Annotated in this window: 16 protein-coding genes and 1 rRNA gene; 8 read left to right on the top strand and 9 right to left on the bottom strand. The window is 65.2% G+C overall.

Annotation, left to right across the window (positions count from 1 at the left end; all coding sequences use genetic code 11):
- Positions 1-4: 4 nt before the first annotated feature.
- Complete coding sequence (gene aosR, locus CH281_RS10190) at positions 5-574, bottom strand: oxidative stress transcriptional regulator AosR (RefSeq protein WP_027497669.1); 570 nt, start codon at positions 572-574, stop codon at positions 5-7.
- Between the two features lie 44 nt (positions 575-618).
- Positions 619-978, bottom strand: coding sequence for an ATP-dependent Clp protease adapter ClpS (gene clpS / locus CH281_RS10185; protein WP_228139244.1), 360 nt, complete (start codon positions 976-978; stop codon positions 619-621).
- 150 nt (positions 979-1,128) lie between these two features.
- On the opposite strand from clpS, the gene CH281_RS10180 reads away from it, so the two are divergent.
- Positions 1,129-2,385, top strand: a complete 1,257-nt coding sequence (locus CH281_RS10180; RefSeq protein ID WP_238325199.1) for a nicotinate phosphoribosyltransferase — start codon at positions 1,129-1,131, stop codon at positions 2,383-2,385.
- A 50-nt stretch (positions 2,386-2,435) separates the two neighbouring features.
- Complete coding sequence (locus tag CH281_RS10175) at positions 2,436-4,484, top strand: ATP-dependent DNA helicase (RefSeq protein WP_032408344.1); 2,049 nt, start codon at positions 2,436-2,438, stop codon at positions 4,482-4,484.
- 7 nt (positions 4,485-4,491) lie between these two features.
- On the opposite strand, the gene glgP is transcribed toward CH281_RS10175, so the two are convergent.
- Positions 4,492-7,029 (bottom strand): alpha-glucan family phosphorylase, encoded by a 2,538-nt coding sequence (gene glgP / locus CH281_RS10170; protein WP_032408345.1) that lies wholly within the window; start codon positions 7,027-7,029, stop codon positions 4,492-4,494.
- Between the two features lie 203 nt (positions 7,030-7,232).
- On the opposite strand from glgP, the gene CH281_RS10165 reads away from it, so the two are divergent.
- Genes CH281_RS10165 through CH281_RS10155 form a run of 3 tightly spaced genes read left to right on the top strand, consistent with a single transcriptional unit; the run spans position 7,233 to position 12,901 of the window.
- Entirely contained in the window at positions 7,233-9,239 is a 2,007-nt protein-coding gene (locus CH281_RS10165) for a maltotransferase domain-containing protein (RefSeq protein WP_027497674.1), read from the top strand.
- Between the two features lie 11 nt (positions 9,240-9,250).
- Positions 9,251-11,452: a 1,4-alpha-glucan branching protein GlgB gene (gene glgB, locus CH281_RS10160; protein WP_032384563.1), complete on the top strand. Its 2,202-nt coding sequence runs from the start codon at positions 9,251-9,253 to the stop codon at positions 11,450-11,452.
- Positions 11,453-12,901 (top strand): metallopeptidase, encoded by a 1,449-nt coding sequence (locus CH281_RS10155; protein ID WP_027497676.1) that lies wholly within the window; start codon positions 11,453-11,455, stop codon positions 12,899-12,901.
- A 5-nt stretch (positions 12,902-12,906) separates the two neighbouring features.
- Here CH281_RS10155 and CH281_RS10150 read toward each other — a convergent pair whose 3' ends face one another.
- The 3 genes from CH281_RS10150 to CH281_RS10140 all read right to left on the bottom strand — a co-directional run bounded on the left by CH281_RS10150 (position 12,907) and on the right by CH281_RS10140 (position 15,529).
- Positions 12,907-13,854, bottom strand: a complete 948-nt coding sequence (locus CH281_RS10150; protein WP_230590986.1) for a tetratricopeptide repeat protein — start codon at positions 13,852-13,854, stop codon at positions 12,907-12,909.
- A 47-nt stretch (positions 13,855-13,901) separates the two neighbouring features.
- A complete protein-coding gene (locus CH281_RS10145) occupies positions 13,902-14,273 on the bottom strand; it encodes a DUF3817 domain-containing protein (RefSeq protein ID WP_176457953.1) in 372 nt (123 codons plus the stop codon).
- A gap of 65 nt (positions 14,274-14,338) precedes the next feature.
- Positions 14,339-15,529: an acetyl-CoA C-acetyltransferase gene (locus CH281_RS10140; protein ID WP_032384482.1), complete on the bottom strand. Its 1,191-nt coding sequence runs from the start codon at positions 15,527-15,529 to the stop codon at positions 14,339-14,341.
- 112 nt (positions 15,530-15,641) lie between these two features.
- On the opposite strand from CH281_RS10140, the gene mce reads away from it, so the two are divergent.
- Together mce and CH281_RS10130 are read left to right on the top strand one after the other, a co-directional pair.
- Positions 15,642-16,118 carry a methylmalonyl-CoA epimerase gene (gene mce / locus CH281_RS10135; protein WP_032384481.1) on the top strand — a complete coding sequence of 159 codons (477 nt, stop codon included), beginning with the start codon at positions 15,642-15,644 and terminating at the stop codon, positions 16,116-16,118.
- Between the two features lie 59 nt (positions 16,119-16,177).
- The gene (locus tag CH281_RS10130; protein ID WP_027497681.1) at positions 16,178-17,140 is read left to right on the top strand and encodes a hypothetical protein; all 963 of its coding nucleotides are present in this window, start codon (positions 16,178-16,180) and stop codon (positions 17,138-17,140) included.
- A gap of 28 nt (positions 17,141-17,168) precedes the next feature.
- Here the strand turns inward: CH281_RS10130 and CH281_RS27275 are convergent, their stop codons facing one another.
- Entirely contained in the window at positions 17,169-17,486 is a 318-nt protein-coding gene (locus tag CH281_RS27275) for an ATP/GTP-binding protein (protein WP_072692233.1), read from the bottom strand.
- A gap of 41 nt (positions 17,487-17,527) precedes the next feature.
- Positions 17,528-18,199, bottom strand: a complete 672-nt coding sequence (nucS, locus tag CH281_RS10120; RefSeq protein WP_027497682.1) for an endonuclease NucS — start codon at positions 18,197-18,199, stop codon at positions 17,528-17,530.
- Between the two features lie 42 nt (positions 18,200-18,241).
- On the opposite strand from nucS, the gene CH281_RS10115 reads away from it, so the two are divergent.
- Positions 18,242-19,831, top strand: coding sequence for an adenylate/guanylate cyclase domain-containing protein (locus CH281_RS10115; protein WP_032384562.1), 1,590 nt, complete (start codon positions 18,242-18,244; stop codon positions 19,829-19,831).
- A gap of 454 nt (positions 19,832-20,285) precedes the next feature.
- On the opposite strand, the gene rrf is transcribed toward CH281_RS10115, so the two are convergent.
- Positions 20,286-20,382: ribosomal RNA gene (gene rrf / locus CH281_RS10110) — 5S ribosomal RNA — on the bottom strand; the annotation flags it as partial.

Raw genomic sequence — 20,382 nt, 5'->3', positions numbered from 1 at the left:
CACCCTAGGGAACGAGGACCTGGACGAGGGAATCCTGCATCCAGGTCAACCAGTGGTACACGTCCAGATGGGGAGCACGAGGATCGCCCTCGTCGAGTACGTCAGGAGTGTCCGCACTGATGCCCAGTGTGGTCCCGAGCGCCAGCCTCACGTCGTTGAGACCCGTCAACCACGCGTCGGCCTGTTCCTGGGTGAGCACGATCTTTCCGCCGGAATCGGGCAGGGTCGCGAGGATCACTGCCCCGGCAGCCAACTTCTCGTCGATGATCTCGGGCTCGTGCAACCCGCGGAGGGCACCGTTCAGATCGGCCGGATCCTGATCGTCGTGTTCGGGATCGGCGCGGTGGAAGTCCGGCAGCAGCCGAGCCAGCGCTGCATCGTCCGGCGGGCTGTTGTGGCCGGTACGCAGCCCGGTCAGCGCAGCGAGCTCGTCGGTGGGTGCCGCGGCGGAACGATCGCGTAGCAGGCCGAGAACGGATGCGACCAGGGACTTGAGCACCGCCGCCTCACGAGCGTCGATCTCGGACTTGATCTTGACCCCGGACAACGAATTCCGTCTCGTCCACGTGCGCACTGTCGGTGATGTCCTTCTCTGACGTAGAGGTGGCGAACTGCTGACTACTTGTCCTGCTGCATGGTGGCCCACAGGCCCGCCGCGTGCAGCCTTTTGACGTCGTTCTCCATCGCATCGCGCTCGCCGCTCGACACGACCGCCTTGCCCTCGGAGTGCACCTGCATCATCAACTCGGTGGCCTTGGCCTTGCTGTAGCCGAAGAGCTTCTGGAACACGTAGGTGACGTAGTGCATCAAGTTGACCGGGTCGTCCCACACGATGGTGACCCACGGAGTGTCGTGCGCTTCGTCGGCAGCAACGGCCTCGGTTTCGGCCGGCACCGCCTGCGGCGACGCCGCCGCGACTTCGAGTGCCGAGAAGCCGTCCACGGGCAGAAGCGATCCATCCACCGTCAACCAAGGCATGGCAACAGGGTACGGCGTGTCGGGCCGACCCCACACGTTCGCCCCTGCGCTCGTAGTGTGATCGAGGTGAGCAATGACGCGACCACCGATCACACGCTTTCCAGCGACGGAGCCAGCACTGCACTGCTGACCGACCAGTACGAGTACACGATGCTGTCCGCGGCCCTGGCCAGCGGCTACGCAGACAGACCGTGCAGTTTCGAGGTCTTCGCCCGCAGGCTACCCGGCGGCCGCCGATACGGCGTCGTGGCCGGCACCGAGCGCATTCTCGACGCCGTCGATCGCTTCCGATTCGGCCCGGACGAGCTGCGTGTCGTGTCCAAATTTCTCGACGCCGACACCGTCGAGTGGCTGCGCAACTACCGCTTCACGGGCGACATCGACGGCTACCGCGAGGGCGATCTGTACTTTCCCGGCTCCCCCGTCCTGACGGTCCGCGGCACGTTCGCCGAGTGCGTGGTCCTGGAAACCGTGGTGCTGTCGATTCTCAATCACGACAGCGCAATCGCCTCTGCGGCAGCGCGCATGGTCGCCTCCGCCGAGGCCAGGCCGATCATCGAAATGGGATCGCGGCGCACCCACGAGGAGGCGGCGGTCGCGGCATCGCGCGCGGCCTACTTGGCCGGCTTCACCGCGACCTCCAACCTCGAAGCAGTCCGACGCCACGGCGTCCCCGGAGCAGGCACGTCGGCCCACTCGTTCACGCTGCTGCACACCACCGCCGACGGCCCCGACGAGAAGGCCGCTTTTGCCGCTCAGGTCCGAGCGCTCGGGGTGGGAACGACACTGCTGGTCGATACCTACGACATCAAGCAGGGCGTGGCCAACGCGATCGAGGTGGCCGGTCCGGAGCTCGGTGGTGTCCGCATCGACTCCGGCGACCTCGGTGTCCTCGCCCGTCAGGTCCGCGCCCAATTGAACGCTCTCGGTGCGCCGAACACGCGGATCGTCGTCTCCGGAGACCTCGACGAGTACGCGATCGCCGCGCTGCGCGCCGAACCCGTCGATTCGTACGGCGTCGGCACGTCGCTGGTCACCGGTTCGGGCGCGCCGACGGCAGGAATGGTCTACAAGCTGGTCACCGTGGACGGCATACCCGTCGCCAAGCGCAGCAGTCACAAGGAATCGCGCGGGGGTACCAAGGCAGCGCTGCGGACCGCGCGTGGGACCGGTACGGCTGTCGAGGAAATAGTGCACCCGTTCGACGCCGCCCCGACGGTCGAAGACGGTCTGACGGTGGAGACGTTGACCACGCCGCTGATGCGTGGCGGCCGGCGCGTCGCCGATCTACCGACTCTCGCCGAGGGCCGGGACCTCCTCGCGCGACGCCTGGTCAGCCTGCCGTGGGAGGGGCTCGCCCTGTCCCAGGGCGAACCGGCGATACCGACCCGGTTCGCCCTGGGCTAGGGGCGGTGTCGGTGCCGAACCCGGTGGGCGATCGGCAGTAGTCTGCTTCGGTGCCGTCGAAGACCGAGTTGCCCACCGTTCCCGCTCTCCTGCAGGTTGCGGTGCACTCGCTCGGTGGCAAGGAACGCAGCAATCAGCTGACGATGGCCTCTGCCGTGGCGCATTCGATCGACACCGGTGAGCATCTCGCGGTGCAGGCGGGCACGGGCACCGGCAAGTCCCTCGCGTACCTCGTGCCCAGCATCAGGCATGCGGTCGAATCGGGAAAGACCGTCATCGTCTCGACGGCCACGATCGCGCTGCAGCGACAGTTGGTCGACCGCGACCTTCCACGTCTGTCCGACGCACTGACCGAGGCTGTGGGTCGGCGTCCGAAGTTCGCGATCCTCAAGGGCCGCAACAATTACTTGTGCATGAACAAGATTCACACCGGTGCCGCACAGGAAGCACCGGACGCGGAGTTGTTCGACCCGTTCGCCGTCTCGCGGATGGGCCGCGAGGTGGTGCGGCTGACGAAGTGGTCCTCGGAGACCGAAACGGGTGATCGCGACGACGTGGTGCCCGGCGTGAGCGACCAGGCCTGGCGTCAGGTCAGCGTCACCGCTCGCGAGTGCCTCGGGAAATCACGGTGCCCCGTCGGCGAGGACTGCTTCGCCGAGCGCGCCCGCACCGAGGCCGCACAGGTCGACGTGGTCGTGACCAACCACGCGCTGCTCGCCATCGACGCGATCACCGGAATTCAGATCCTGCCCGAGCACGACGTCGTGGTCGTCGACGAGGCCCACGAATTGGTCGACCGAGTGACCGGCGTTGCCACAGAGGAGCTTTCGGCCGCCACCGTCACCGCGGCCGCACGCCGTAGCGCCAAGCTCATCGAGGAAGAGACCGTCGATCAACTCGAAGGAGCTGCCGAGAACTGGGCCGCGATTCTGGACGAACTACCGCCCGGTCGATGGCAGTCCCTTCCCGACGGCGTCGGACCGGCCCTGGCGTCCGTCCGCGACGCCGCCTGGGCCGTGCGCACCGCGATCGGCCCGAACAAACAGGGCATGGCGGGCAGCGATCCCGAGGCCGCCGCGGCCCGCAGCGCAGCACTCGTGGCAGTCGACGAGGTGCACGACAGCGCCGTACGAGTGCTCACTGCCTTCGACGAGCCCGACCCGGCCAAGCGCAAGGACGTCGTCTGGCACGCCGTCGACGATTTCCGAGGAAACGTCAAACGCACCGTTCGCATTGCTCCGCTCTCGGTGGGCGGGCTGCTGCGGGCACGGTTGTTCGCCGAATCCACCGTGGTGCTGACCTCCGCGACGCTCACCGTCGGCGGATCCTTCGACGGCCTGGCCGTCAATTGGGGCCTGCCCGCAGAGAAACCCTCTCGCAGTGACACCGCCATGGCGTCGGGAGTGGAACCACCCTCGGACAACGGATCCATTCGCTGGAATTCGTTGGACGTGGGCTCGCCGTTCGACCACGCTCGCGCCGGCATCATGTACATCGCCAAACATCTGTCTCCGCCCGGACGCGACGGCCTGTCCAAGTCCTCGCTCGACGAGATCGAATCGCTCGTCGAGGCAGCCGGTGGTCGGACGCTCGGGCTGTTCTCGTCGATGCGCGCCGCCAAGGCCGCGGCAGAGGAGATGCGCGAACGACTCGACACCCCGATCCTGTGTCAGGGTGACGATTCCACCGGCGCACTGGTGCAGAAGTTCGCCGACGACGAGGCCACCTCACTGTTCGGGACGCTGTCGCTGTGGCAGGGCGTCGACGTGCCCGGTCCGTCGCTGAGCCTGGTGATCCTGGACCGCATTCCGTTCCCCCGGCCCGACGATCCACTGCTGGTGGCTCGGCAGCAAGCCGTCGAATCCCGCGGCGGCAACGGCTTTCTCGCCGTCGCCGCCAACCATGCGGCCCTGCTGCTCGCCCAGGGCGTCGGTCGACTGCTCCGTAGCGTCGACGACAAAGGTGTTGTCGCCGTGCTCGATTCGCGCCTGGCGACCGCCCGGTACGGCGGTTACCTGCGCGCGTCCTTGCCGCCGTTCTGGGAGACCTCCGACCCGGAGGTGGTCCGCAAGGCCCTCACCCGCCTGGCCGCAAAGTAGCTGCTCCCTACGGCGTCGACACCAAACCGAGCTCGGCATCGGAGGCAAGCCCGTGGTGCCGCGGCAACACCCGCACCGTGTAGCCCACCGCTCCACTGTGCGGCAGTCGCGTCTCGCCCGCGTACACGTGCTCGCCGCCCTCGCTGCCCACGTGCGACATCTCGGTGGTGTGGATATCGCTGAGGTCCTCGCCCTCGTCGACGCGTCCCACCACGGCCTGCACCACGACGGCGCCCGGTTCCATACCGCCGAGGTCGACGATGGCGCGCAGCGACAGTTCGGCACCGATGACGGGGGTGTCCGGCAACCCCTCGCTGTCGACTCGGGTGACCTTCACGTTGCGCCACGCCTGCTCGACGCGGCCGCGATACGACGCGACGTCCTTCGCGCCGTGGTAGCCGTCGGCCGACACAGCGCGGGCGGAGTGCGCAGCGGGCGCGTAGTAGCCGAGCGTGTAGTCCTGAACCATGCGCGATGCCAACACTTTCGGTCCCAGCTGTTCCAGTGTGTGCCGCACCATCTCGATCCAGCGAGCCGGCACTCCGTCTTCCCCGCGATCGTAGAATTTCGGCAGCACCGCCTGCTCGAGCAATTCGTAGAGGGCAGCGGCTTCCAGATCGTCGCGGCGATTGTCGTCGGTGATGCCGTCGGCCGTCGGGATCGCCCACCCGTTTTCGCCGTCGTACATCTCGTCCCACCATCCGTCGCGAATCGACAGGTTGAGGCCGCCGTTGAGCGCCGACTTCATTCCGGACGTACCGCAGGCCTCGAGGGGTCGCAGCGGATTGTTCAGCCACACATCGCATCCCCAGTACAGAAAGCGCGCCATGGACATGTCGTAGTCGGGTAGGAACACGATGCGGTGTCGCACATCGGCCTCGTCGGCGAACTTGACGATCTGCTGAATGAGCGCCTTTCCTCCGTCGTCGGCCGGGTGCGATTTTCCGGCTACCACCAGCTGAACCGGGCGGACGGGATCGAGCAACATCGCCCGCAATCGCTCGGGTTCGCGCAGCATGAGCGTCAGACGCTTGTACGTCGGTACGCGTCGAGCAAAGCCGACGGTCAACACGTCGGGGTCGAAAACATTTGCAGTCCAGCTTATCTCGGCCTCGGTCGACCCTCGCTCGAGTGCCGAGCGGCGCACCCTTCGGCGCACCTCGTCCACCAACTGCGCGCGCAACGCGTTTCGCGTGGACCACACCTGTTCCGAGGACAACGGCTCACCTGTCTCGGTCTCCCCCTCGGCCCATTCCCGCGCCGCCCACGTCGGCGCATGGACACCGTTGGTCACCGATCCGATCGGCACCTCCGACGCGTCGAATCCTTGCCACAGGCCGTTGAACATCTCGCGGCTGACGATTCCGTGCAGCTTCGACACTCCGTTGGCGCGCTGCCCCAAGCGAAGGCCCATGTGCGCCATGTTGAACACCGACGGATCACTCTCGCCACCCAGCGCCAGAATTCGGCTCATCGGCAATCCCGGCAACAGGGCCGAGTCCGGTGCACCGTCGCTACCGCCGAAGTAGTGCCGCACCAGATCGGCGGGGAACCTGTCGATGCCGGCAGGCACCGGGGTGTGGGTGGTGAACACCGTTCCCGCCCGGACGGCGGCCAACGCCGAATCGAAGTCCAACCCGCTACCGGTGACGAGTTCACGGATGCGTTCGACCCCGAGGAAGCCGGCGTGGCCCTCGTTCATGTGGAACACCTCGGGATCGGGCAGTCCGTGCGCGCGCGTGTAGGCCCTGATCGCGCGTACTCCGCCGATTCCGGCGAGGATCTCCTGCTTGATGCGGTGGTCCTGATCGCCGCCGTACAGGCGGTCGGTGACTCCTCTGAGCTCGGGATCGTTGTCGGCGATGTCGGAGTCGAGCAGCAGCAGCGGAACGCGTCCCACCTGAGCGATCCACACGCGGGCCCGCAGCACGCGCGACCCCGGCATCGACACGTGTATCAACACCGGTGAGTCGTTGTCGTCGGTGAGCAGTCGTAGCGGCAGACCGTGCGGGTCCAGGGACGGGTAACGCTCGGCCTGCCAGCCGTCGGCCGTCAGCGATTGCCGGAAGTACCCCGAGCGGTAGAGCAGTCCGACGCCGATCAGCGGTAGACCGAGATCCGACGCCGCCTTGAGGTGGTCGCCGGCCAGAATGCCGAGCCCACCCGAGTAGTTCGGCAGCACCTCGGTGACCCCGAACTCCATCGAGAAATAACCGATGCCCGACGGCAGAGCTCGCCCCTCGGCGAGCTCGTTCTGGTACCAGAGGGGTCGGGCGAGGTAGTCGTGTAGATCCGCCTCGGCGGCGTCCAGTTCGGCCAGGAACGATGCGTCTTCGGCGAGTTCTTCGAGCCGGCCGGGTGCGACGGCACCGAGCACGGCCACCGGATCGCGTTCGAGTTCGGTCCACAGCAGAGGATCGATGTGCTCGAAGAGATCCTGCGTGGCCGAATGCCACGACCACCTGAGGTTTGTCGACAGCTCGGCGAGGGCATTCAGACGGGCGGGAAGGTGGGCTCGGACGGTGAATCGACGCAAGGCTTTCACAGAGCCGAACCCTACCCACGGATACCTGTGTCGATGGGGCGCTCGGCGAAATTTCCTCGTGCGCCCGTCGCGGTCAGTATGCGTCGGCGCACGCGCCATCTGCGCTGCTGCACTACGGTTGACGAGTAGAAGCACACCAAATATCGGTTCGATCAGAGGTTGCGCCCGCGCAGCCATACCTCTAACGAAGAATGGAGTGTGAAGTGACAGGTCGACTTGGTATCGACAATGTCCTTCCAGATACGACGACCGGGAAATACCCCGCGAAAGCGGTGGTGGGCGAGACGTTTCCAGTTTCCGCCGACGTCTGGCGCGAGGGTCACGACGCAGTGGCCGCGACGCTGTCGGTGCGTGGACCGGGAGGCAAGCTCGAACGCATCCCGATGACGCCCGGCCACGAGCCGGACACGTTCGACGCGGTGTTCGTCCCATCCCGGCCCGGCTACTGGATCTGCCGTATCGAGGCGTGGAGCGACCCGATCAGCACCTGGCGTCACGCCGTCGAAGCGAAGCTCGGAGTGGGCCAGAGCGCCCACGAACTCGCCAACGACCTCGAGATCGGGGCGCGCCTGTTCCTCCGCGCTGCCACCGGCGTTCCTGCGGAGAGCAGGCAGCTGCTTGCCGACGTCGCCGCCGGCCTGCGCGACACCGACCGCCCGCTGCCCGCGCGCGTGTCTTCGGCGTTCGCATCGTCGGTCACCGAACTGCTGTTCCAGCACCCGCTGCGCGAGCTGGTGACCAGATCACGGGCCGTGAACGTGTGGGTCGACCGAAACCTGGCCCTCAACGGTGCCTGGTACGAGTTCTTCCCGCGCTCCACGGGCGGGTGGAACGAGGACGGATCACCGCGGCACGGCACGTTCGCGACATCCATCGAGCAGTTGCCGCGCATCGCGCGCATGGGCTTCGACATCGTCTACCTGCCACCGATCCACCCGATCGGCACGATCAACCGCAAGGGCCCGAACAACACGTTGACTCCGGGCCCCGAGGATGTCGGTTCGCCGTGGGCTATCGGATCCAAGGACGGCGGGCACGACGCGATCCATCCCGAGCTGGGAACCGAGGACGACTTCCGTGCGTTCGTCGACGCCTCGCGAGAGCACGGCCTCGAAGTGGCGCTCGATCTTGCCCTGCAGGCCGCTCCGGATCATCCATGGGCCGCAACACATTCGGAGTGGTTCACCGTGTTGCCGGACGGCACGATCGCGTACGCCGAGAATCCGCCGAAAAAGTACCAGGACATCTACCCGATCAATTTCGACAACGACCGTCGTGGCATCTACGAGGAAGTGCTACGCGTGGTCCGATACTGGATCTCGTTGGGCGTCAAGATCTTCCGAGTCGACAATCCACACACCAAGCCACCGGACTTCTGGGAATGGCTCATCGCCGAGGTCAAGAAGACCGATCCGGACGTGTTGTTCCTGGCCGAGGCGTTCACCCGGCCGGTGCGCATGTACGGTCTCGCGCAACGTGGGTTCACGCAGTCGTACACGTACTTCACGTGGCGTACCGCGAAGTGGGAGCTGACCGAGTTCGCCGAGGAGCATGCCCGACGCGCCGACGACGCGCGGCCCAACCTGTTCGTCAACACCCCGGACATCCTGCACGAGAGCCTGCAACACGGAGGACCCGGAATGTTCGCTCTGCGAGCAGCTCTGGCCGCCACCCTGGCTCCGACGTGGGGCGTGTACTCCGGGTACGAACTGTACGAACATCAGGCCGTGCGCGAGGGCAGCGAGGAGTATCTGGACTCCGAGAAGTACCAGTTGCGACCGCGCGACTTCGAGGGTGCGCTCGCCCGCGGTGAATCGCTGGAGCCGTGGATCACCACCCTCAATTCCATCCGCCGTGCGCATCCGGCCCTGCAACAACTGCGCAACATCCATTTCCACACGATCGACAACGAAGCGCTGATCGGATACTCCAAGTTCGATCCGCAGACCGGCGACTCGGTGTTGGTGGTCATCAACCTCAACCCGTTCGGAGCCGAGGAGGGCACCGTCCATCTGGACATGCCCGCGCTCGGTCACGACTGGCAGGACACCCTGACGATCAAGGACGAGGTGAGCGGCATCCATTACGACTGGGGCCACACCAACTTCGTCCGACTCGAGCCCTGGACCTCGGTGGCGCACATATTCACGCTCCCCCACATTCCCTATCCGGCACGAATCGAACTGGCCTACCGCGGCAACCGAAAGTGAGTGGATTCAACGTGACCAAGAATCCGACGACGCCCGAAGATTCCGTCGCAGCCCCGTCCGACAACGACCTCGATCTTCTCGCCGCTGGTCGGCACTACAACCCGCATTCCGTGCTCGGCGCGCACCCCGTGCCCGGCGGAACAGCGATTCGGACGCTGAAGCCCGACGCGGAGAAAGTGATCGCGCGCGTCGGGGGCGTCGACCACGAGTTGACCCACGTCGCCCACGGCCTCTTCTCTGCGCTAGTCCCGGTCGAGGACCTGATCGATTACCGGCTCGTGGTCACCTGGCCAGGTGGGCACGTGTCCGAATCTGCCGACGGGTACCGGTTCCTACCGACCCTCGGTGAACTCGACCTGCACCTGTTCGGCGAAGGTCGCCACGAGCGTCTGTGGGACATCCTCGGAGCGCACCAGCAGTCCTACGCCACTCCCGACGGCCCCGTCACCGGCACCTCGTTCGCGGTGTGGGCCCCTGCCGCCCAGGGCGTCACGCTGGTGGGCGACTTCGACGGGTGGACCGGCCGTAGTTGGCCGATGCGCGTCCTCGGCTCCACCGGAGTCTGGGAGCTGTTCGTCCCGAACATCGAACCCGGCGCTCTGTACAAGTTCCGCGTCCACGGCTCCGACGGTTCGGTGAAGGACAAGGCCGACCCGATGGCCTTCGCCACCGAGGTTCCGCCGTCCACCGCGTCGGTCGTGACCGCGTCGACGTACACCTGGAACGACGAGAAGTGGCTCGACACCCGAGCCGGCATCGAACCCACGCAGGCTCCGATGAGCGTCTACGAGATCCATCTGGCGTCGTGGCGACCGGGCCTGGGTTACCGGGAGCTGGCCGAGCAACTGGCCGAGTACATCATCGAGACCGGCTTCACCCACGTGGAGTTGCTCCCGGTCGCCGAGCACCCGTTCGGCGGATCCTGGGGCTACCAGGTGACGTCCTACTACGCACCGACGTCCAGGTTCGGCAGTCCGGACGACTTCCGGTTCTTCGTCGATCACCTGCACAGTGCAGGCATCGGCGTCATCGTCGACTGGGTCCCCGCTCACTTCCCCAAGGACGAATGGGCCCTCGCCCGCTTCGACGGTGGGCCGCTCTACGAGCACGGAGACCCGCAGCGAGGCGAGCAACTCGACTGGGGCACACTGGTTTTCGACTTCGGCCGACGCGAGGTCCGCAACTTCCTGGTCGCGAACGCGCTCTACTGGATCGACGAATTCCACATCGACGGACTGCGCGTCGACGCCGTCGCCTCGATGCTGTACCTGGACTACTCGCGTCCCGAGGGCGGCTGGTCGCCCAACATCTACGGTGGCCGAGAAAACCTCGAAGCGGTGTCCTTCCTGCAGGAGATGAACGCCACGGTGCACAAGAAGCACCGCGGAGTCGTCACCGTTGCCGAGGAGTCGACCGCCTGGCCGGGCGTCACTCGCCCGACGAACGTCGGCGGGCTCGGGTTCAACATGAAGTGGAACATGGGGTGGATGCACGACACCCTCGGCTTCGTCGGGCGCGATCCCATCCACCGCAGCTACCACCACCACGAGATCACGTTCTCGCTCGTCTACGCGTGGAGCGAGAACTACCTGCTGCCCATCAGCCACGACGAGGTGGTGCACGGCAAGGGCACGCTGTGGACCCGCATGCCCGGGGACGACTACGCCAAGGCCGCAGGGCTGCGCGGAATGCTCGCCTACATGTGGGCACATCCGGGCAAGCAGTTGCTGTTCATGGGCCAGGAGTTCGGTCAGACTCGCGAATGGTCCGAGGAGCGAGGCCTGGACTGGTACCAGATCGACGAGGAGCCGTTGCACCGAGGTGTGAAATCGCTTGTCGCAGATCTGAACTCGACGTACCGGTCGCATCCGGCACTGTGGACGCTGGACACCTCGCCCAGTGGCTACTCGTGGATCGACGCCAACGACACCGAGAACAACGTGCTCAGCTTTCTGAGGTACGGCTCCGACGGTTCGGTTGTCGCGTGTATTTTCAACTTCTCCGGTTCCGAGCACGGCAGCTATCGTGTGGGACTACCGGAACCAGGCCGTTGGATCGAGATCCTCAACACCGATGCAACGGAGTACGGCGGCTCCGGAATGGGCAATCTGGGTGAAGTGACGGCAACATCGCACTCGTGGCACGGTCGACCGGCATCAGGCCAGGTTGCACTTCCCGCCAACGGGGCGATCTGGATCAAATTGGAGCAGTAGATGACCGGCGGCCGCAGACCACGACTTCTGGCTGCGGCCGCCACTGCAGGGTTACTACTGTTGACATCGTGCGCCGCCACCGTCGGCGGTAATGCAGTGTCGATCTACGAGAATCCGTTCACGGTCGCCGGCCTTCCGGTCACCAGCGGACCGAGCGGACCGCGTCCGGGAGTACCGGATTCGACCATCGCCGTCGAGAACGCCGAAGGCACCGACTCGGACATCTTGGCAACCAACGCGATCGACGACATCCAGCAGTTCTGGGCCGAGCAGTATCCGGCCCTGTTCAAGGGCTCGTTCACGCCGGTCTCGACATTGACCTCGTGGGATGCGTCGGAGGACGAGGGATCCGGCATCCGGTTCTGTGGAGACAGAACCGGTGGAGTCCCCAATGCCGCGTACTGCACCCGCGACGACTCGATCGGGTGGGACCGCACCATTCTGCTTCCGGCGTTGGTCGACGCGTTCGGGCCGATGTCGGTGGTCATGGTGATCGCGCACGAATACGGCCACGCGATCCAGCATCAGTCGGGACTCGTCGGCGACGACACCCCGACCATCGTGGCCGAGCAGCAAGCCGACTGTTTCGCCGGCGCATTCATCCGCCATGTCGCAGAAGGCGATTCGCAGCACTTCACCATCAACACCTCGGATGGGCTCAACGGTGTTCTTGCTGCGACCGTCGCGGTGCGCGACGTGGACCCCAACGATCCCGAATCGGTACACGGGTCCGCATTCGAACGAGTGACTGCCGTGCAGATCGGGTTCACCGACGGTGCAGCTGCCTGCACACGCATCGACGAGGCCGAAATCGATTCACGCCGAGCGTCGTTGCCGCAGAAGTTCGACAGCGCCGACGACTCCGGCGAGCTACCGGTCACCGAGGACTCCCTGGGCGCATTCACGCGATCGTTCGAGACGGCGCTTCCCGTCGCCGATCCCCCGACCGTGGACTACTCAGGATCGGACACCGGGTGCACCGACGCCGAGGCCACCACTCCGGTGTCGTACTGCCCGTCGACCAACACCATCGGTGTCGATGTGGAGGACCTGGCCGAAATAGGGCAACCCGAGACACCTCAGCGCGGAGACATCCTGCCACTCAACGTATCCGGTGACTACAGCGCGTACGTATTGTTCGCGTCTCGCTACACCCTCGCAGTACAGAAGGAAGCGGGCCAGACGCTCGACGACCCTCAGACCGCACTTCGATCCGCATGCCTGTCCGGGGTCATCACCGCAGCGTTGAGCGCCGAATCCAACGAGGCCGCTCTCGAAATCCGGCTCTCCCCCGGCGATCTCGACGAAGCCGTCTCCGGTCTACTCAGCGACGGATTGGCCGCCAGCGACGTCAACGGAACGACGCTGCCGTCCGGCTTCTCCCGAGTCGACGCGTTCCGCTCGGGAGTTCTCGGCGGCAAACCCCTGTGCGATTCGCGTTACAGCTGAGGGATTCAGTACAGAGCGGACGCGAGTTTGCGACGCGCCGAGACCACCAGAGGATCGGCGGCGTCGAACAACTCGAACAGCTCCAGTAGGCGGGTACGCAGGGCCGTGCGGTCGTCGCCCGCACTGATCTTGATTCCGTCGATGAGCCGTGCGAAAGCCTGTTCCGGCTGCTGCCCCGCCATTTCCGCGTCGGCCGCATCGATGCGGGCCTGGACATTATTGGGATCGGCGTCGGCCACCTCGACGGCATCGGGTGCAACGTTCTGCACCCGAGCCAGGAACTTGACCTGACGCAGCGCGGCGACGGCGTCGGTGTTCTTCGGCTCGGCGTCGATGATTGCCTGATACGCCGCCGCCGCCTTGTCGAAGTCACCCTCGTCGATCGCCTCTTCCGCAGCGACGATGCGCGGATCCTCGACCTCGGGTTCCGGCTCGCCGGCGGGAGCCGACCCGGGTGGACCGGACAGCTTTCCGGCGGTTGCCTGCTCGACGGCCTGCAGCCACTGACGCAACTGCTCGTCGGATTGCGTGCCCTGGAAATCGGCGAGCGGTTGCCCACCCGCCACGGCAACCACCGTGGGAATGGCCTGCACGCCGAATGCCTGCGCGATCTGCGGATTCGAGTCGACATCGACGCGGGCATGTATCCACGTGCCGCCGGCCTCGACGGCAAGTTGCCCGAGCTGACGCGTCAACGCCTGGGACTGCGGCGACCGAGCCGATCCCAGGTCGACGATGACCGGTACCTGCATCGATCGCTGCAGAACCTCGGCTTCGAAATTGGCCGTGGTCACGTCGACGATCGGAGCCAACCCTCCCGCATCGCCACTGGCTTCGGCAGCGGGAGCAGGTGCCGGACGGTCCTTGAGAACGGACAGGTCGACGGCTCCGGCAATGGATGCGGGGACGGCGGCCGACGGGCGGACAGGAGGACGGGAACCGGGTCGAGTCACGCCCTACAGTTTGTCACTAACGCGATGTGTCATCCACTGGCGGGCGGTCAGGACAGAACCTTCGCGTCGGCTGCGGGTCGGCCACTGCTCAGCTCGGCAAGGCGTCCGGTACGCACGGCCCAGATCTCGAAGACCACGGTTCCGAACGGCGGAAATGCCGCGACCAGCGCCAGCAGCGTGGCCTTGACGTCCCACTTCAGCTTGACGGCCGTCAGAACGGCAACGGCAAGGTACACGATGAACACCGCACCGTGGATGGGCCCGAAGATCTTCACGCCGATCTCGTTGCCGTCGGCCGGCAGGTACTTGAACGCCATGCCGACCAGTAGTCCGAGCCAGGTGAACGCTTCGAGCACGGCAATGAAACGGAAGCGTTTGGCCGTGCTGCTCAGGTCGAAGAAATTCGTCATGCCCGCTATTGTGCCCGGTTTACTACGACAGAACGTAGTGGCTCTGGTCTCATCGGACCAGAGCCACTACCGACTCAGCTCTTCGGGACTCGAACGATGAGCGCGTCGCCCTGTCCGCCGCCACCGCACAATGCTGCGGCGCCCACTCCGCCACCGCGTCGCTGCAGCTCCAGAGCCAGGTGCAATGCGATGCGAGCGCCCGACATTCCGAGGGGATGACCGATCGAAATCGCCCCACCGTTGACGTTGACGATCTCCGGGTCGATGCCGAGCTCACGGGTCGACGCGATTCCGACCGCCGCGAATGCCTCGTTGATCTCGACGACGTCGAGGTCCTTCGGGTCGATGCCTTCCTTCGCGCAGGCCTTGGCGATGGCGCGAGCGGGCTGCGACTGCAGGGTGGAGTCGGGGCCGGCCACCACACCGTGCGCGCCGATCTCGGCGAGCCAGGTCAAACCGAGCGACTCGGCCTTGTCCTTGCTCATCACGATGACGGCGGCGGCACCGTCGGAAATCTGCGACGCGGATCCGGCAGTGACCGTGCCCGCCTTGTCGAACGCGGGGCGAAGCTTGCCGAGGGAATCGACCGTGGTGTCGGCCCGGATTCCTTCGTCGGCAGTGAACTGGATGGGCTCACCCTTGCGCTGCGGGATCGACACGGGCACCACCTCGTCGTCGAAGACCCCGTTCTTCCACGCCGCGGCGGCCTTCTGATGTGATGCGGCCGCGAAGGTGTCCTGCTCCTCGCGGCTGATTGCCTCCGAGCTCTGATTGCGCTGCTCGGTGAGCGCACCCATGGCCTGATCGGTGAAGATGTCGTACAAGCCGTCGTATGCGAGGTGGTCGCGCATGGTGACATCGCCGTACTTGAATCCCGCCCGCGACTTCTCCAGCATGTGCGGTGCCTGGGTCATCGATTCCTGACCGCCGGCGACGACGATCTCGAACTCCCCCGCGCGAATGAGCTGGTCGGCCAGCGCGATGGCGTCGACGCCAGAGAGACACACCTTGTTGATGGTCAGGGCCGGAACGGTCATCGGGATACCTGCAGCGAAGGCGGCCTGTCGGGCCGGGATCTGCCCGGCACCCGCAGTGAGGACCTGGCCCATGATGACGTAGTCGACCTGATCCGGAGCGACGCCGGCCTTCTCGAGTGCGCCCTTGATGGCAATTCCGCCGAGGTCGGAACCCGAGAAGTCCTTGAGCGCACCCGAGAAGCGCCCGACGGGCGTACGAGCACCGGCGACGATGACTGTTGTGGTCACGATTTCCTCCGAAAGTGTGAAGACGGCCTTGTGGAGATCAACGCTCGCCAGGCTCCCTACCGATACCAGCCTGGCGGAACACCGTGACGCAGCTGACGCTAACGTCTTGTCCATGACCTCCAGCACGCAGTCTTACACGGGCGCCCCACTCCGCTCCGACCTGGTGACGGCTATCGACCACGTCGGCATCGCGGTACCCGATCTCGATGCCGCAATCGCCTGGTACACCGACCACCTGGGCATGATTGCGGTGCACGAGGAAGTCAACGAGGAACAGGGCGTCCGCGAGGCGATGCTCTCGTTCCCCGGGGCAGGCGAGAAGTCCGCGGCACTGCAGTTGCTCGCGCCTATCGACGAATCCTCGACCATCGCGAAGTTCATCGACCGAAACGGCCCCGGACTCCAACAGTTGGCGTATCGGGTCACCGACATCGAGGAGATCTCCTCCGAGTTGCGCGCCCGCGGCGTTCGGTTGCTCTACGACGCCCCCCGCCGCGGTACGGCCGATTCGCGTATCAACTTCGTCCACCCCAAGGACGCAGGCGGAGTACTGATCGAACTGGTCGAACCGAACCACAACGCGCACTGACCGGACTCGGTGATTACGCCGTATGGCTCTCCACTTGACTCACCGGTAAATTGACGGCCATGGCCATCGATCATGAACGCACTTCCACGGTGCAACTTCCCTTTTCCATCGTTCGGAAGGGGTTCGATCGCGACGAAGTCACCAACTACTTCGAGCGATTCGACGCCGAATTACGGCTGACGACGGCCGACCGTGATGCCGCCGCGGCACAGGCGCGTGATCTGGCCAAGCAACTCGACGACGCTCGCGACGAGATCGACGAACTGCGCAAGGACATCGACCGTCTCTCGGTGCCGCCGACCACCGCGGAAGGCATGAGCGATCGCATCTCCCGCATGTTGCGACTGGCGTCCGACGAGGCCTCCGAGGTTCGCGCGAAGGCGCACGCGGAGTCCGAGGAGATGATCTCGGTTGCGCAGCAGGAGAGCACTCGCCTGCGAAGCCGTCACGAATCGTTGGTCGCAGAACTCGAGGAGCGCCGCACGGCACTCGAAACCGAGCACGAGCAGACCATGGCTCAGGCACGCACCGAGGCTGCGCGCGTCGTCGAGGCCGCACAGGCAGAGCGCGACAAGCTGGCTGCCGAGTCCGAGGCCAAGCGCGCCGAGGTTCAGGAAGACTTCGAGATCACGATGGCCGAGCGCCGCACCAAGGTGCTCACCGCGCTCGAAGAACTGGAAGCGTCCAGCAAGGCCGATGCTGCTCGCCGTATCGAAGAGGCGACGACCGAGGCCGCACGCCGGCTGCAGTCCGCCAGCGAGCAAGCCGAGCGGCGTATCGCGCACTCGAAGGAATTGGCCGAGGAGCTGCGCGTGCTGCGAAGCCGCGTCCTCGCTCAGCTGCTGGGTATCCGGGGCCAGCTCGATTCGGTACCGGCCATGCTGGCCTCGGTCAACCGCGAAAGCGAGTTGCTGGACAACCCCGACCCGACGGCCATCCTCAAGAAAGAAGAAGAGAAGGCTGCGGCGAAGGCCGAGAAGGACAACGACGAAGAGAAGGAATCCGCCGACTCGGCGTCCTGACTTCGCAGCACACGCTCGGCCTCCCCCGCTAGGACCATCTACGGGTGAGGCCTCGCGTGTTTCTGCCGCTCCAACACCCGGTGTGCCAATGTCTGCGGTTGTCGGCTCCCCCGAAGTCGTCCGACGGCCACGCCACGATGTGGGCGACCCCTGGCCGTACCTCGTGATCGCAGCCCGGGCAACGGTAGGTCTTGACGGCCTTGGCACCGGGAATCATCCGAGTCGTGTACGTGTCCCCGTCAGGACCCACCTCGACGCGATTGCCGCCCAGGACGGAATCGGTAGCCGGGCCGAGACTGCTCGGACCACTCCGACTCGCTTTGCGGGGCTGATTGCGACGAGGCACGCATCCAGTGTAGAGAATCGCGCCGCTTCGGCAGACAGACGTCAGAAGAGCCGGAACTCGGTGCTGTCGGTGCCGCGGAGAACGTCGTAGTCGAGTGTCAGACAACGTATACCGCGATCGGTGGCCAGAGTCTTCGCCTGCGGCTTGATGACCTGTGCGGCGAACACACCGCTGACCGGTGCCAGCAACGGGTCACGATTGAGCAGTTCGAGGTACCGAGTCAACTGCTCCACACCATCGATTTCACCGCGACGCTTGATCTCGACGGCGACAGTGCCACCATCTGCGTTGCGGCACAACAGATCCACCGGTCCGATTGCCGTCATGTATTCACGCCGCACCAGGGTGTACCCCTCACCGAGGGTGTTGACGTGTTCTGCGAGCAACTCCTGCAGATGAGCCTCGACACCGTCTTTGACCAACCCTGGATCGATCCCCAATTCATGACTGGAATCGAGTTCGACGTCGTCGATCGTGATGCGAAGTTCTTCGCCCGCCTTGTTGGTGACGACCCATTTGATGGTCTCGTCCTCGGTGGTCTCGACCATCCAACAGGGCGGAGACATCCAGTTGAGGGGCTTGTACGCCCTGTCGTCCGCGTGCACACTGACCGATCCGTCGGACTTGACGAGCAGCAGGCGTCGAGCGGAAGGGAGATGTGCGGTGAGGCGGCCGATGTAGTCCACTTGGCAACGAGCAATAACTAAACGCACTCGACCACCATAAGGCAGCACGGCCGTTACTCTGTGACCACCATGCCCCAATTCAGACGATCTGCCGCTCCGCTGGGTTCCCGGCTGCTCGGAGACACCACCGAATCGCCGCGCCGACGCCGGATCCGAATCCAGCTGTTGCTGACGGTGTTCCTGGTCCTGTCCAACCTGATCGGTGCGGTGATCGTCGGTGTCCTCATCAGTGTCGTCGTTCCAGGCCCGGACGTTCTGGACATGGACCGCTACTGGTGGGTCAACTTCATCGTCGTCCCGGTGTACGTCTTTCTGGCATTCCTGGTCGGTGTCGTCTGGGGCACCACACGTGCGCTCAGCAGTCTGCGGTGGGGCATCGAGGATCGCGAGCCCACCCGGTCCGAGCAGGTCGCGACGCTGGCCATGCCCTGGCGCCTGACGCGCATGCAGATTGCGCTGTGGACCGGTGGACTGATTCTGCTCACCACGATCGACGGCATCATCGACCCCCAGGCGATCCCGAAGGTGGCGTTCACCATCGCCGCGGGCGGCACGGTCGTGTGCGCCTTCAGCTACCTGCTCAGTGAGTTCGCTCTGCGACCCATCGCGGCTCGTGCCCTGCAAGCAGGTGACCCACGGCGCATCCGAATCGCCGGTGTCATGGGGCGTTCCATCCTGTCGTGGTTGCTGGGAACCGGCGTTCCGGTCTCCGGCCTGATGATGATCGCGGTGTTCCGCTTCCTTCGACCCGAGACCAGTGCAAACCAGCTCGCTGTGTCCATCCTCGCGCTCGGCGGCATCACCATCGTCTTCGGATTCGCGCTGACCGTCCTGGGCGGTTTCGCGACCACCTCCCCCATCAACAACGTGCGGGCGGGCATGGCCGAAGTCGAGAAGGGCAACATGGATGTCCGACTCGCGGTGTACGACGGCACCGAGCTCGGCGAACTGCAGAGCGGTTTCAACCGCATGGCCGACGGTGTGCGCGATCGAGAGAAGATCCGCGACCTGTTCGGACGACACGTCGGACACGAGGTAGCCGAGAAGGCCCTGCAGTCCGAGAGCGAACTCGGGGGCCAGGAGCGCGATATTGCAGTGTTCTTCATCGACCTGGTGGGCTCCACCGAATTGGCCGCATCACGACCGCCGACCGAGGTGGTGGATCTACTGAACCGCTTCTTCGCCGTCGTCGTGGACGAGGTGGACGAACACGGCGGCTTCATCAACAAATTCGAGGGCGACGCGGCGCTCGCCATCTTCGGAGCACCGAACGACATTCCGGATCACTGCGGATCGGCACTCTCGGCCGCACGTGCCATTGCCCGCCGATTGCTGGTCGAAGTACCCGAGTGCAGCGCAGCCGTCGGCGTTGCAGCCGGCCGAGCCGTTGCCGGCAATGTGGGAGCAAAGTCGAGATTCGAGTACACCGTCATCGGCGATCCGGTCAACGAGGCTGCGCGATTATCGGAACTGGCCAAGAGTGCTCCCGGTGCGATACTCGCTTCCAAGACAGCGGTAGACGGTGCTGCCAAGAACGAAGCGGACCGCTGGGAATTCGGTGATCGAGTAACCCTTCGAGGGCGATCCGCAGAGACAGTTCTGGCGAACCCCAAGGACGTGAAGGTTTCCGCAGACGAGGCCGAATCCGTTCACGTCTGATCCACCCGATCACTGGGCGCAGTACGTGTAGTGCACTGTGCACCTGCCGTTTTCATCACTGACGACTCGGCCGTCCTGTGCCCGGTCCCCCTCGCGAATGCGAGCGCGTCTGCAGAATCGAAGTTTGCCCACGATCGATCGCCAAGCTTCGATGGGCAGTAGTTGGTTTGTTGGGGTTGGGTCCGGTTCGACGGCCCGACAAACGCGCACGCGTTTGTCGGGTGCGCGCAGTCTGGTGTCGCTGTTCTGCTCGCGTCCGGCGAACGCGCGCGCGTTCGCGCCCCGGGGGCGAGGGGACGGGGGGTCCGTATGGCGATGATGGGACTGGGGGGTGCACGTGTGGATGCCTGCGCGTTCAGGTCAACGAAAGCGGCGAATACTGTTGCGTGGGTGGTGGTTTCGAATGCAAACAACCCCCGACCGTGATGGTCGGGGGTTGTTTGGTTCAAGTTGTGTTCGGCGGTGTCCTACTCTCCCACACCCTGTCGAGTGCAGTACCATCGGCGCTGGAGGGCTTAGCTTCCGGGTTCGGAATGGGACCGGGCGTTTCC

Origin of the sequence: Rhodococcus sp. 06-221-2 (genome assembly GCF_002258365.1) — a bacterium.
Classification (GTDB): Bacteria; Actinomycetota; Actinomycetes; order Mycobacteriales; family Mycobacteriaceae; genus Rhodococcoides; species Rhodococcoides fascians.
Note: the sequence above shows the minus strand (reverse complement) of the source record. Positions and strands in the feature narration are given on the sequence as shown.